Here is a 13424-nt window from a genome sequence, read left to right on the forward strand (position 1 = left end):
ATGGATGAGAGCGGTTTGGTTACTGCTGGCGGTCATGCTGCCAGCGGCAGTAGTGGCGCAGGACGTTACTGATCGGGCGCTGGACGAGAGCGAGGCTTTGATGCGTGATGCTCAGGGTTCTCAGCAGCGTATCGAGCAATTGGACGATGCAACACGCGAGGCGCTGCTGCGCTATCGTGAAGCGGTTCAGCAGCGCGAACAGTTAGGTGAGTACAACACCCGCCTGGGCGACATGGTCGCCGCGCAGCAGGCCGAGCTGGAAAGCCTTGAAGGCCAGCTCAGCAGTATCGAAGACACCCAGCGCGAACTGCTGCCGCTAATGCAGCGCATGCTCGATTCGCTGGAGCAGTTCGTTGCGCTGGACCTTCCCTTTCTGCCCGAAGAGCGCGGCGAACGCATCGACCAGCTGCGGGATTTGATGCTGCGCTCGGATGTCAGTGTGGCGGAGAAATACCGCCGGCTGATCGAGGCCTATCAGATTGAAAGTGATTACGGCCGCACACTTGAAGCCTGGCGCGGCAGCCTGGAACAGGGCGACAGTGTGCGGGTGGTCGACTATCTGCGTCTGGGCCGCGTGATGTTCTTCTATCAGAGCCTGGATGGGCGCGAGCAAGGCTATTGGGATGCTGAAAGCCAGGCCTGGACGCCGCTGCCTAACGAGTATCGCCGCACCATGGAGCAGGGCATGCGCATGGCGCGTCAACAGCAGACACCGATGATGCTGCGTCTGCCCTTGCCCCCCGTCTCAGAGCAATCAAGCCCGCAGGAGAGCCAGCCATGAAGCATCTATTAATTGGCTTGTCTCTGGCCTTGCTGGCACCGATGAGCCTGGCTCAGCCGGCAAGCCTGGATGATCTTTTGCGCAACATCCGCGACGTGCGCAGCAGCGAGCAGAGCGCCATGCAAGAGCGTGAATCACGCTTTATTGCCGAGCGCGACCAGCAGCAGCGGCGCATGCGCGAGGCCGAGCAGGCGTTGGCACCAGTCAAGGCAGAAGCAGATCGGCTCAAGGCCGAGTTTGATCGCCTGGAAACGGCTTTGGCTGAAGTGGAAGCTGAACTTGAGCAGCGCAGCGGCAATCTGGGCGAACTGTTCGGCGTGGTCCGTCAGACGGCGGGCGACACGCAGAGTCAGTGGCAGGATTCGTTGCTGAACATGCAGTTCCCCGAGCGCATGCAGACGTTGGAAAGCCTCTCGGCCAGCCGCGGTATTCCGACGGTAGAGGCACTGGAAAACTTCTGGTACCTGTTGCAACAGGATATGACCGCCAGCGGCAAAATCAGCCGCTTCGAGGCGCCAGTGGTCGGCCGCGATGGTGAGCAGCGAGTGCTGCCAGTGGTCAGAGTGGGCCCCTTTGTCGCGCTGCAAGGCGACGATTATCTGCTCTATCAGGCCGATACCGAGCGCTTGCTGGTAGCGCCGCGGCAGCCGGAAGGTAGCGGTTTGATCGATGAGTTCACGCAGCCTCGTAGCGAGCTCGCCGATCTGCAGGTTGATCCAACCCGGGGCAACGTGATCCAGCAATTGCAGCAAACCCCGAGCCTGATCGAACGTGTTCATCAGGGTGGCGTAGTGGGTTATGTGATCATCGCTTTGGGTGTGCTGGGTTTGGTGCTGGCACTCTGGCGTCTCGGTTGGCTGCAACGCACCAGTCAGCGAGTGGATCGCCAGGTCGCGGACCTGGGAAACCTCAATCGAAACAACCCGTTGGGCCGCGTATTGGGAGTAATCGGCAGTCGTCCCAAGCTCGACCAACTGGACACGCTGGAGCTCAAACTGGACGAGGCCATTCTCAAGGAAACACCTTCGCTGGAGCGCTGGCAGGGGTTGATCAAACTGCTTGCGGCAGTCGCACCGCTATTGGGTCTGCTGGGTACAGTGACGGGCATGATCGCGACCTTTCAGGCGATCACCCTGTTTGGTACAGGCGATCCGAAATTGATGGCGGAGGGTATCTCTCAGGCATTGGTGACGACGGTGCTGGGTCTGGTAGTGGCGATTCCGCTGCTGTTCATGCATAGCCTGGTCGCCGCACGCAGTAAGGCCTTGATCCAGTTGCTGGAACAGCAGAGTGCCGGTTTGATCGCGCTGCATCTGGGTGGCGAGGAGCCGCGAGATGGCTGAGGGGTTTTGGCTGCTCAGGGACTTCCTGGACAGCGGTGGCTGGGTGCTGTGGAGCATTCTGCTGGTCACTGTACTGCTCTGGACGCTGATGGTTGAGCGGCTATGGTTTCTGGCCAGGGTCTTCCCCACGGAGGCGGGGCAACTGCAGCAACGCTGGCTGGCGCGTGCAGATCGCACCAGCCCGGCGGCACGGCATATCCGCGCGGCCTGGTTGTCTCGTGCTCATCAACACCTCGGCCGGTTTCTGCCGATGGTGCGCGTATTGATCGCACTTTGTCCGTTGCTTGGCTTGCTGGGTACGGTCAGCGGCATGATTGAAGTATTCGACGTGATGGCCCTGAGCGGCAACGGTAACCCACGGGCCATGGCGGCGGGTGTGTCCCGCGCCACCGTGCCGACCATGGCCGGCATGGTCATCGCCATCAGTGGTTTGTTCTGCCTGGCACGACTGGATCAGCAATCACGCCGGGCCTTGCAGCGGCTCAATGACCGACTGCGTTTTGAATAGGAAGTAGTCCATGCGAATGCGCAGGCACCATACGGGTAATGACGAAGAAGCCGGGATCGATATGACCCCGATGCTGGATATCGTTTTTATCATGCTGATTTTCTTTATCGTCACCAGCTCTTTTATCAAGGAGTCGGGGATTACGGTTGACAGTCCCTCGGCAGCCAGCGCCAGCGAGCAGCCAAAAGGTAATATTCTGGTGGCCGTGAGCGCCAATGGCGAGATCTGGATTGACCGCCAGCAGGTCGATGTGCGCGCCTTGCGGGCGGCTGTCGAGCGCATGCGTGTCGACCAGCCGGATAGTTCAGTGGTGGTGCAGGCTGATCGCGAATCGCGCAGCGGCCTGGTGATCCAGGTGATGGATCAGATCCGCCTTGCCGGTGTGCAGGATGTAGCGCTGGCCGCGACGGCCGGAACTGAGGGTCGCTGATGCGTCTGGCCCTGAGTTTTGTCGCGGCGTTGTTGGTCGCCTTGGCGCTGTTCGCGCTGATGTTGGTGCTGGTGATGCCGCCAAGGGATGACGCGGACCCGGTGGAAGAGCTGGCGCGGGTCAGTTTCGTGCGTTCGGTCAGCGATACTCAGAGCGACAGTCGCGAACGTCAGCAGCGCGAAGCACCGGACCGGCCGCAACCACCCGATCAGCCGCCAGTGCAGCCGACCCCGCCGCAGCCCCAGGTCAGCGCCGCCATGGATCTGAATATCAGCGTGCCTAATGTACCGACCCAGATTCAGGTCAGCAGCGCGCCGTCCCTGGCAGGGTTGACAGCCGCGCAGGTTGAGGCCGCGCCGCAGCCCGCCGCGCCACCGCCGGACTCTTCACCCTCGGTATCGGAAGAGGTTACCCCGCTGACCGATGTGCCGCCCAACTACCCGCAGCGCGCATTGGCTTCGGGCATCGAAGGCGAGGTGACGTTGGCCTTTACCATCACCGCCGAGGGCCGGGTGGAAAACTTGCGCGTGTCTGACGCCAAACCACCCGGGGTCTTTGATCGTGAAGCCCGGCGGGCAGCCAGCCGCTGGCGCTTTGCGCCACGCCGGGAGAATGGCCAGGCGGTGGCGCGTGAGGCCACCAAAACACTCTATTTCCGTCTGGATGGAGGTCGCTGATGCGTGCTCTCATCATGCTACTCATGCTCTGGGGCGCAGCAGTACAGGCGCAGTCGATCGATCCGGCTGCTTTTGCGGCGCTGAATAAAGCCCAGCAGGCGCAACAAAACGGTGATTACAGTGCCGCGGGTAACAGCTTGCGTGCGGCCCTGGAGCAGGCCACTGACGGCAGCATCGAGCAGGCGTTGGTCGAACAGCGCCTGGGTTACCTGGCGATTGCCCGTGATCGCAACGCCGAAGCTATCGGCTGGCTGCGCAAAGCGTTAAGCCGTGAACAACTGGATGCCGAAGCCGCCAGCCAGGATCGGCGCAATCTGGCGCAGTTGCTGGCTGCTGAAGGGCAGGCGCGCGAAGCCGCAGCTCTGTTGGAAACCGAATTGGCAGCGGGTTCTTTGCCACCCGAGAATCGGCGGCTGTTGGTGCAGCTGTATAACCAGCTGGAGCAGTACAGCAAGGCATTGCCCTTGGCCGAGCAGGTGGTGCGTGAGGAGCCGGGCGCTGACGCCGTCTGGTATCAATTGCTGGTGGGTATGAATTATCGGCTGCAGCGGTATGAGGCGGCGGAGCGCTGGTTGAAAGTACTGCTTAAGCGCGAGCCGGGCAACGCTGAATACTGGCGACAGTTGGCCGGTATGCAGAGTCTCGATAAGCGCCAGCGCGCCGCTGCGGGTACGCTGCGATTGGCCTATGAAGCTGGCATTCGTTTCAAGGCCCAGGACCTGGATAATCTGGTTGCGCTGCAGGTCAATGCCGGCGCCCCCTGGCAGGCCGCCAGGCTACTGGAAGCGCTGCTCAAACGGCAGCTATTAGCGGCCAATGGCGCCCGGCAGGAACGTCTGGCGCAATTATGGCAGCAAGCCCGCGATCACGATCGAGCCAAATCCGCTTGGACGGCGTTGGCGCGCAGCTCTGGCCGGGCTGACCATTGGCTACGTGTAGCAGCCATTCAGCTCAACCAGGGTGATTGGGAGGAATTGTTGAGCAGCCTTGAGCTGGCCCGTCCCGCCGCCAGTGCCGAGCAACGCCGTACGCTTAATCAGTGGGCCAGTTACGCCCGTCAGGCGCAGGAAGAAGGTTAAAACCACGCGGCTGGCGCGCACTCAGAGTCGCGCTCAGTAGGTGTAGGGCTCAATGCTGGCGTTGGCAATCTTGTAACCGGCGTTGGCCAGATCGCTTTCCACCGCTTCGACCTGCATCGACCCGGTAATCCAGAAAGGTTGATACAGCGCCTCCAGCTTGATGCCCGTCTCGCTTTGTACATACACGGTCTGGTTGGACGGCGGTGGCGGCACATGGATGCAGGCCCCAAAGTACGGCACCAGGAGAAACTCGTTCACCACGCCGTCATCATTGATGCCGAGCGGCACTATGTAGCCAGGGAGCTTTACCTCACGGCCATTCAGTTCCGCTACCACCGGCGCGGCCGGCTCTACCTGCACGGCCGGATCACCAAACTCCTCATCACTCAGGGTATCGGCCAATGCCGATAGGTCGTGTGTGGGCTGCGGTGAGCCCATGACGTCCCGAGCTTCCGGGGGCACCAGGTCGCCCCAGGCCAGCTCTTCGACAGCCAGAGCCGGCATCGTGTAGCACGCAAGCAGGGCAGCGCCGATCAGGGCGACACAAGTACGCATGAAATACCTCATCAGGTTCGAATCGACAGGCCGTCAGCCAATGATTGGCGATAGGCGCGCCACGCGGGCACGCTGCCCATCAGAATGCTGGCCAGTAGAATAGCGCCCAATAGCGTCCATTCATACAGCCCTGGCGGCGTGATCGCGATGAACAGGCCGTATTGCGAGAGGATCAATGGCTGGCCAATCCACAGGCCCAGATAGAGCAAGCCCAGCCCCAGCAGGATGCCGGCGATGGCCAAGCTAGCGGCTTCCAGCAGGAGCAGCGCAAATACGTGGCGCGGTCGTGCTCCGACCGAACGCAGGATGGCCATCTCCCGTCGGCGTTCGTTGAGGCTGCTGAGGATCGCCGTGAGCATGCCCACCAGCCCGGTCAGGACCACGAAGACCGAAACGATGAACAGGGCTTTTTCTGCCATGCCGAGCAAGCTCCATAACTCTTGTAACGCCACCCCCGGTAGCACGGCTTGCAAGGGTTCGCCGCCGTATTGATTGACCTCGCGCTGCACGGCGAAGGTGCTGATGCGGTTATTCAGCCCCAGCAAGATGGCGGTAATCGCAGTGGGCGTCAGGTCCAGTTCGCGCGCATCCTCGGCGCTGACTGCCGCTGCTCCGCGCGCTGGCATGCCTTGCTGCCAGTCCACATGCAGGGCTTGCATACCTTCCAGACTGATATGAATCGTGCGGTCTACTGGCGTTCCTGTGCGCGCCAGAACGCCGCTGACCTGAAAAGGCTTATCCCCGTGATCGACGAAGCTCACCGCGCCGGTTCCATGGGCCAATACCAGTTCGGTGCCCAGTTCATAACCTAGCTCGCGAGCAATATCAGCCCCGATCACCGCGTCGTACAAGTCATCGAAAGGCGCGCCAGCGGTAAAGGTCAGTGCCTGGTCGCGGCCATGCCGGTAGTGGTCGAAATAGCTCTGGTTGGTGCCCATCACTTTGAAACCGCGGTGCGAGTCACCTAGCGAAAGGGGGATAGCCCAGTCCACCCGCGGATGCGAGGCGAAGTGCTCGAAGCTGTCCCAGCGTACGTTGTTGGTCGCATTGCCGATGCGAAACACCGAGTACAGCAGTAACTGCACTGATCCGGATCGGGCGCCGACAATCAGGTCGGTACCGGAAATGGTGCTGGCGAAACTGCTGCGCGCTTCAGTGCGCACTTTTTCCACGGCTAATAACAAGGTGACGCTCAAACCGATGGCGATCACCGTCAACAGAGCAGAAAAGCGGCGGTTGCCCAAACTCTTGATCGCCAGGCGCAACAGATACATCAACACACCTCCTGCGGCTGCGCGGCCAGATTGATGTCGCGCAGCGACAGCGCGCGGTCAAACAGCGGCTCCAGCGACGCATCATGACTGACAAACAGCAAGCTGCTGCCAGCGGCGCTGCATTCGGCGAACAACAGTCGCAAAAAAGCTTCGCGGCTATCGGCGTCGAGTGCAGAGGTCGGCTCGTCGGCAATCACCAGTTCGGGGCTGCCGATCAGTGCGCGCGCTGCGGCAACCCGCTGCTGTTGACCAATGGACAGCTCGTTGACCGAGCGATCCAGCAGAGCGTTATCAGACAGTCCAAGGCTGTGCAGCAGATGCAGTGCCGCCGAGGCCAGCCCATCGTGACGCTTCAGCGCACGCTCGCGGCGCACACGGGAAAAATGGCAAGGCAGAGTGACGTTCTCTACCACCGACAGGTAGGGCAACAAGTTGAACATTTGAAAAATATAGCCGGTGTGATCGGCGCGAAAACGGTCGCGCTCAGCGGCGGACATGCCGGCCATATTTTTGCCCAGCAAGGTGATCTGACCCTGGTCCGGTAGATAGACGCCACCCAGCAGACCGAGCAATGTGGTTTTGCCGCTGCCTGACGGCCCCTTTAGAAACACTCGCTCGCCGGCCAGCAGCTGCAAGTGTTTGATATCCAGCAGAGGAGGTTGCCCGGGCCAGGCGTAGGTCGCAGCATCCAGGTCAATAATGACGGAATTCATGGCTTCAAAAGAGCTCGCAAAAGAGGGATTCAAGCCTATCAGCGATAGGCTGGCGCGCCTACCCGGAGTCGGCAGGCGCGCGGGGGCGTGCAAATATCAGAAACGGATCAGGTTCTGTGTCGCGGTTAGCTCGCCACCCTGCTGGCCCTTGGGGCCGATTGCCTGCAGTAGCAACCGTTCGGTGCCGGGGAAGGCGCTGAACAGTGCGACCTGAATCTGGTCGAGTGCGGCTTCCTGAGTACAGTTGAAATGAAAGTGCGCTTGAATATCTGCGTGGGATTCAGCCGATTCGTCGGAATGTTCATGTTCATGTTCATGCTCATGGCCGTCCTCTGTCTCGAACAGCGGGCTGCTCAATTCGACTTCTTCAAGGCTGCAGTCAGCGGCGGCGGGGAAGACAAACAGGCTGCTAGCGTCATTCAGTTGTGCTTGAAGCGCTTTGACCTTGGCTTTGTCTGCTTTGCTGGCCGGCAGGTGTTCGAAGCCCAGCAGGTTGTTCGCGGGGGAGACCAGCTCGATGGCCACTTCACCACCATCGACCACCAGGTTCAAGGACCCTACGCCATGCTCGTGCGCGGATAAACTTTCGTGCTCATGGCCGTGCTCGTCATGGTCATGTGCCGCGCTGGCAACGGAAATGACGGCCAGCAGGCTGCCAATGATAAAAGGGGTAGGGCGCATGATAGGCCTCGCAGCAAAGGGGATAACGCATTGTTAAAAGGAACGTTATCTTATTACATTTTTTCAAGCAAGGCCACTTTCACTATCGACGCGCCAGGTAAACGCTACGGCCCTGTCAGTACAGGGCCTGGTAAAGCTTGCGGCGGTATTGAGTGGTCAGTGGATGCTCGCTACCCAGAATGTCAAAAACCTCCAGCAAGGTGCGCTGCGCAGCGCCGTCGGCATAACTCCGGTCATGCTGAAACAGGCTTAACAAATGGGCCAGAGCGAGCTCGTGATCCTGATGGGCGAGCTTGAGAATCGCCAGCTGGAAAGTGGCTTCACTGTCTTGCGGGCTATGTTTCAGCCGCTCAAGCAAGAGCGCCTCAGCGGGGAAGTCGTGTGCCTGGCGTCGAAAGCCGATCTCGGCTTGCAGGTTTTTTAGCGGGAGCTTGTGTGCCTCGCGATCAGTCACCTCAGCCAGCACCTGCTCTGCCTCCTCCAGTTGGTCATTGTCGCTGTAGGCGTGTCCCAGCAGCAGCCGCAGCTTGTCGCTGGGCTCAATGGTCATGGCTTGCTGCAGCAAGGCGATAGCCTGCACGCAACCGCCATTCAGCAGCAGGGCGTCCACCTGCGCGCTGATATCAGCTTCGCTATCCCCGCCCTCGGCGTCGGGCAACGGTGGCAGGCTGACATGGGGCTCAAGCAACGCTCGGATGGCACTTTCTGGTTGCATGCCGGCAAACCCCTCAACCGGTTGGCCATCCTTGAACAACACGACAGTCGGCAGGCTGCGAATGCCAAAGCGTTCACTCAATCCTGCCTCGGCGTCACAGTCGACCTTGGCCATTAACAGTTCGCCGGCGTAACTCTCGGTAATACTTGCCAGCACCGGCATCAGGGCTTTGCATGGCGCGCACCAGTCTGCCCAAAAGTCGACCAACACCGGCTTGTGAAAAGAATTTTCCAGCACGTAACGATCGAAGGTCTCTTCGGTCACGTCGAAAATATAGGATGACTGGCTCATGGATTGTCCATCGCAGGAATAATCAGGCGATAGTGGGGTTGCGTGCGGCTGAAATCAAGGCTGCGTTGGTGCCAGGGCCGAACAGCTGACAAAAGTGCAGATCTTCCTTCAGTGCCGTCAGGCGACAGTGCCATACAGGGCTACCTGCCGGAACGCCTCGGGTTCACCCAGGTCCGGCCAGGTCTGGCCGTGCAGAGTGTCCAAACGCGTATAGCCTGGGTGCTGCAGATCGCGCACCCGTGAATCGGCCAGAATGGCGCGGGGTGCGCGCTGGCGGAAATGCTCAAGAAACATGCGGTTATCACTGTCGTAAAGGACGTCCGCAGCGATAATCAGATCGATCACGCCGGTCACCGCAAAGTAATCCGCCGCCAGGGTCAGGGGCACGCCGTTCAATTGCGCATTCAGGGCGCAGGCGCTTTGCGCCTGCGGGTCCAGGTCGCAAGCAATACTTTGCCGCGCACCGGCCATGGCGCAGGCAATGGCCACGATGCCCGAGCCGCTGCCAAAATCCAGTACCCGCATGCCACGGACCTGCTGTGGGTTATCCAGGATCCAGCGTGCCAGCGCCAGGCCGCTGCCCCAGCAGAAGCTCCAGTAGGGCGGCTGGTCCAGCAGCTGTCGGGTTTCCTCGCTACTGAAGGCGCGATTCAAATTGGCAGGATCAAGCAGCCACAGCTGCAGTTCTGGCAAACCCGGCAGGCGGGTGGTAACCAGTTGTGCATCAGACAGAACCTGATGCAGTTCGGCGTTCAGGGCGGCTAGCGTCATGGGGTAGTCCATAGTGACAGGGGAGCTATTGTAACGTCGGTGCTTGCATCCTCGCAGCCCAGTCAAATCGGCAGAGAGGCGCGCAGGCGGCTGTGCAGGAACTCGATCAGGGTGCGCGTGGCCAAGGTCGGGTAGAGGTTGGGCGCGGTCAACAGGTACAGCTGATCCCCCCAGGCGCTGACCCGCACGCGCTGATCGGGCAGCAGGCGTAGCAGCTCGCCGCTGTCCAGCTCCTGTTGCACACTGTAGAGCGGCAGGAGGGCGCAGCCAATATCGGCCAGAGCCGCCCGTTTGAGGAACAGCATGTCTTCGGTCTGCAGTCGCGGGCGCAGGGTCAACGTGCGGGTCTCGCGGCCGTCGAATAGCTCCAGCGGCAGGCGCTGGTCCGGCACGTTGACGCTGACCATGTCGAGTTGCAGCAGGTCCTCCGGTTCCTGCGGTGTGCCGTGCGCCCGAAGATAAGCAGGACTGGCACACAGCGCCCAATCGACCGGGCCCAGGTCGCGGGCAACCAGAGCGTCGGGCGGAGTCGAGGTAACGCGGATAGCGACGTCAATCTCGGCCGCCACCAGATCAAAAATCCGATTGCTGAAGGTTAGCTGCAGGCTAACCTCTGGATAGAGGTTGGCGAATTCCAGTAACAAGGGGCCGACCACTTGTTGCCCCAGTGCGACCGGCACGCTGAGCCTGATATGCCCGCGCAGGTTCTTGCCCAGGTCGTCCACCGTGGCCTGCAGGGCATTGAGCTCCTGGCTGATACGCGCGGCATGCTCGTACAACGCCCAGCCTATTTGTGTGGGTTCCACCCGGCGCGTGGTGCGCCGGAACAGCTGCACCTGAATGCTTTGCTCCAGCGCCTTGAGTCTGCGGCTGACATGCGAGCGTGATGTGCCGAGGCGGCGCGCGGCGCTGCTCATGCTGCCGGCTTCGACCACGGCGCAGATGAACTGCAGGGTTTTGATATCCACCTATTGTTGCCTATTTGTAAACAGTTTGGGCTCGTTGGCGGATATTGTAGATCAACCAGCCAGCTTCTATAGTCCAGGCACGTTAAATTTTGATGTTGTCGATACATGACTTAGTCCAAGGAGAACAACAATGAGTCTTCCCGCCGTTCTGCAGAACTCGCTCAAGCTACCGGTTATCTGCTCGCCGCTGTTTATCATCTCCAACCCTGACCTGGTGATTGCCCAGTGCAAGGCTGGCGTGGTCGGGTCCTTCCCGGCGCTGAACGCACGGCCGGCCGAGGAGCTGGAAGTGTGGCTCAAGCGCATTACCAGCGAATTGGCCGAGTACCAGGCGGCCAATCCGGATGCCGTGGTCGCGCCCTTTGCCGTCAACCAGATAGTGCACAGCAGCAACGACCGCCTGCAGCACGATGTGGAAATGTGCGTGAAATACAAGGTGCCTATCATCATCACCAGCTTGCGCGCGCCGGATGAGGTGGTAGGACCGATCCACAGTTATGGCGGCCTGGTTTTCCACGACGTAATTAACGTAAAGCACGCAAAAAAAGCCATAGAAGCGGGTGTCGACGGTCTGATTCTGGTCTGTGCTGGCGCAGGCGGGCATGCCGGGCAACTCAGTCCTTTTGCGTTGGTGTCTGAAATTCGCGCTTTCTACGACGGCCCGATCATCCTTTCCGGCGCCATCTCCAAGGGCGAGCAGATTCTGGCTGCCCAGGCCATGGGTGCAGACCTGGCCTATATGGGCACCCGCTTCATTGCCACCCATGAAGCCAATGCCGACGCCGCCTACAAGCAGATGCTGGTGGATACCTCCGCGGACGACATCGTCTACAGCAACCTCTTTACCGGGGTGCACGGCAACTATCTCAAGCCGAGCATTCAGAATGCCGGAATGGATCCGAACAACCTGCCCGAAGGCGAGAAGAGCAGCATGAAATTCGGTTCGGGCGGCAGTAACAAGAGCAAGGCCTGGCGCGATATCTGGGGCGCTGGGCAGGGCGTGGGCAGCATTGCTGGCGTCACCACCACCGCGGAGGCCGTCAGCCAGTTGGAGCAGGAATACGCCAGCGCCCTTGCGCGGATGCAGCAGATCGCCAGCCCTTACGGTAAGCGGCCATGACCGCACAGCTGATCTGCGGCGAACTGGAGCGCAGTGGTGATGAGGTCGCGCAGCGCGCCCTGCAGTTGGCTGGTGGCCTGGCGCGCTTGGGCGTTGAAGACGGCGATGTGATCGCCGTGATGCTACGCAATGGACCGGTTTTTATCGATGCAATCCAGAGTTGCCAGACAGCAGGTTGCTTCTATTGTCCGGTCAATTGGCACTTCAAGGCTGATGAGGTGGCATTCTTGTTAGAGGATTCGGCGGCCAAGGTATTTCTGGTTGAAGCCGACCTGCTGGACGACCTGGCGGGCATCATTCCTGACGGGGTGGTGGTACTGGTCAATGGCGGCGGTGGCAGCTTGCGCACCGGTCACCTGCGCTATGAAACCTGGCTGGCCGAACAGGCGCCCTATGCTGGTGAGCCGCGCACGCCGCGGGCACATATGGCTTACACCTCAGGCACCACCGGGCGGCCCAAGGGCGTAAAGCGCCTGGCGCCTCCAGTAGAGGAGCGTGAAGCCATGGCCGCCGCCATGCGCGAGCTGTCGCGTGCCGCTTGGGGCATAGAGCCCGGGGTGCGCACGTTGGTGTCGGCGCCGCTCTATCACAGCGCCCCTAGCTCCTTTGCCCAGCAGTCGATTTTGCAGGCTGAACTGATGGTCGTGATGCCGCGCTTTGATGCCGAGCAGACACTGGCGCTGATCGAACAATATCGCATCGATACGGTGTTTTTAGTGCCGATCATGTATGTAAGGCTGTTGCGCCTGCCGGCGGAGATCAAGGCACAGTACGATTTGTCTTCGGTACGTTTTGTCGCATCGACCGGCGCGCCCTGTGCGCCGGATGTAAAGCTGGCGATGCTCGACTGGTGGGGGCCGGTCATTTATGAAACCTACGCCTCCAGCGAAACCGGCATGATCACCATCCAGGACCCGGTTTCGGCGCGCCGCAAACCGGGTAGCGTCGGCTTGCCGATAGGCCAGACGCGTATTCGCATTATCGATGAGCAGGGCAATGATTGCCCGCTGGGTGAGCCGGGCGTGATCTATGTACGCCAGCCGGCCGTGCCAGACTTCACCTATCTGAACAACGACGAGGCGCGCTCCAAAGCCGGGCTGGGCGATCTGGCGACCGTGGGCGATATTGGTTATCTGGACGAGGAGGGCTACCTGTTTATCTGCGACCGCAAGTCAGACATGGTCATTTCCGGTGGGGTAAACATATACCCGGCAGAAATAGAGCATCAGTTGATCACCCTGCCGGGTGTGGCGGACTGCGCAGTATTCGGTGTGCCCGATGCCGAGTACGGCGAATCATTGGTAGCGGTGGTCGCCACTGCCGATCCTGCGCTGAATGAAGAGGTGATAAAGAACTTTATTCGCCAGCGCATGGCCAGCTACAAGACCCCGCGGCAAGTCCATCTGGTTGCCAGCCTGCCACGCGATGACAACGGCAAAGTTGCCAAGCGCAGGCTCAAGGATGCGTACGCCACACCACAGGGCAACTGACTTTCCTGACTCATGGGCAGTGCGGATA

At 60.6% G+C, this 13424-nt stretch carries 15 protein-coding genes; 8 read left to right on the plus strand and 7 right to left on the minus strand.

All coding sequences use genetic code 11. The features are described 5' to 3' along the window. The first annotated feature begins 4 nt into the window (after window positions 1-4). From EAO82_RS03730 to EAO82_RS03755, 6 genes are read left to right on the plus strand one after another with little or no spacing between them, the layout of a single operon-like run. Window positions 5-781 carry a DUF3450 domain-containing protein gene (locus tag EAO82_RS03730; RefSeq protein WP_096347325.1) on the plus strand — a complete coding sequence of 259 codons (777 nt, stop codon included), beginning with the start codon at window positions 5-7 and terminating at the stop codon, window positions 779-781. Beyond that, window positions 778-2124 carry a MotA/TolQ/ExbB proton channel family protein gene (locus EAO82_RS03735; RefSeq protein WP_096347326.1) on the plus strand — a complete coding sequence of 449 codons (1347 nt, stop codon included), beginning with the start codon at window positions 778-780 and terminating at the stop codon, window positions 2122-2124. The genes EAO82_RS03730 and EAO82_RS03735 overlap by 4 nt, the downstream gene beginning before the upstream one ends. Then, a complete protein-coding gene (locus EAO82_RS03740) occupies window positions 2117-2632 on the plus strand; it encodes a MotA/TolQ/ExbB proton channel family protein (protein WP_096347327.1) in 516 nt (171 codons plus the stop codon). The genes EAO82_RS03735 and EAO82_RS03740 overlap by 8 nt, the downstream gene beginning before the upstream one ends. 10 nt (window positions 2633-2642) lie before the next feature. Continuing rightward, entirely contained in the window at window positions 2643-3062 is a 420-nt protein-coding gene (locus tag EAO82_RS03745) for an ExbD/TolR family protein (RefSeq protein ID WP_096347328.1), read from the plus strand. Then, window positions 3062-3739: an energy transducer TonB gene (locus EAO82_RS03750; protein WP_096347329.1), complete on the plus strand. Its 678-nt coding sequence runs from the start codon at window positions 3062-3064 to the stop codon at window positions 3737-3739. Before EAO82_RS03745 ends, EAO82_RS03750 begins: the two co-directional genes overlap by 1 nt. Further along, on the plus strand, window positions 3739-4818 hold the full coding sequence (locus EAO82_RS03755; protein ID WP_096347330.1) for a tetratricopeptide repeat protein: 1080 nt from the start codon (window positions 3739-3741) through the stop codon (window positions 4816-4818). Before EAO82_RS03750 ends, EAO82_RS03755 begins: the two co-directional genes overlap by 1 nt. A gap of 33 nt (window positions 4819-4851) precedes the next feature. Here EAO82_RS03755 and EAO82_RS03760 read toward each other — a convergent pair whose 3' ends face one another. From EAO82_RS03760 to EAO82_RS03790, 7 genes are all read right to left on the minus strand, one after another. Further along, window positions 4852-5373, minus strand: a complete 522-nt coding sequence (locus tag EAO82_RS03760) for a DUF3299 domain-containing protein (RefSeq protein WP_410402944.1) — start codon at window positions 5371-5373, stop codon at window positions 4852-4854. Between the two features lie 11 nt (window positions 5374-5384). Beyond that, complete coding sequence (locus EAO82_RS03765) at window positions 5385-6647, minus strand: ABC transporter permease (RefSeq protein ID WP_096347331.1); 1263 nt, start codon at window positions 6645-6647, stop codon at window positions 5385-5387. Beyond that, the gene (locus tag EAO82_RS03770; RefSeq protein WP_096347332.1) at window positions 6647-7360 is read right to left on the minus strand and encodes an ATP-binding cassette domain-containing protein; all 714 of its coding nucleotides are present in this window, start codon (window positions 7358-7360) and stop codon (window positions 6647-6649) included. Before EAO82_RS03770 ends, EAO82_RS03765 begins: the two co-directional genes overlap by 1 nt. A gap of 96 nt (window positions 7361-7456) precedes the next feature. Continuing rightward, window positions 7457-8041: a DUF2796 domain-containing protein gene (locus EAO82_RS03775; protein WP_096347333.1), complete on the minus strand. Its 585-nt coding sequence runs from the start codon at window positions 8039-8041 to the stop codon at window positions 7457-7459. A gap of 115 nt (window positions 8042-8156) precedes the next feature. Beyond that, on the minus strand, window positions 8157-9047 hold the full coding sequence (gene trxA, locus EAO82_RS03780) for a thioredoxin (protein WP_096347334.1): 891 nt from the start codon (window positions 9045-9047) through the stop codon (window positions 8157-8159). Window positions 9048-9164: 117 nt separating this feature from the next. Continuing rightward, on the minus strand, window positions 9165-9818 hold the full coding sequence (locus tag EAO82_RS03785; protein ID WP_174958695.1) for a class I SAM-dependent methyltransferase: 654 nt from the start codon (window positions 9816-9818) through the stop codon (window positions 9165-9167). A gap of 62 nt (window positions 9819-9880) precedes the next feature. Next, window positions 9881-10786 (minus strand): LysR family transcriptional regulator, encoded by a 906-nt coding sequence (locus EAO82_RS03790; protein WP_096347336.1) that lies wholly within the window; start codon window positions 10784-10786, stop codon window positions 9881-9883. Window positions 10787-10916: 130 nt separating this feature from the next. Here EAO82_RS03790 and EAO82_RS03795 point away from each other — a divergent pair, with 130 nt between their 5' ends. Together EAO82_RS03795 and EAO82_RS03800 are read left to right on the plus strand one after the other, a co-directional pair. Beyond that, window positions 10917-11906 (plus strand): NAD(P)H-dependent flavin oxidoreductase, encoded by a 990-nt coding sequence (locus EAO82_RS03795; RefSeq protein ID WP_096347337.1) that lies wholly within the window; start codon window positions 10917-10919, stop codon window positions 11904-11906. Continuing rightward, entirely contained in the window at window positions 11903-13396 is a 1494-nt protein-coding gene (locus EAO82_RS03800; RefSeq protein ID WP_096347338.1) for an AMP-binding protein, read from the plus strand. The genes EAO82_RS03795 and EAO82_RS03800 overlap by 4 nt, the downstream gene beginning before the upstream one ends. Window positions 13397-13424 lie beyond the last annotated feature (28 nt).

It is taken from the genome of Halopseudomonas pelagia, from assembly GCF_009497895.1.
Lineage (GTDB): Bacteria > Pseudomonadota > Gammaproteobacteria > Pseudomonadales > Pseudomonadaceae > Halopseudomonas > Halopseudomonas pelagia_A.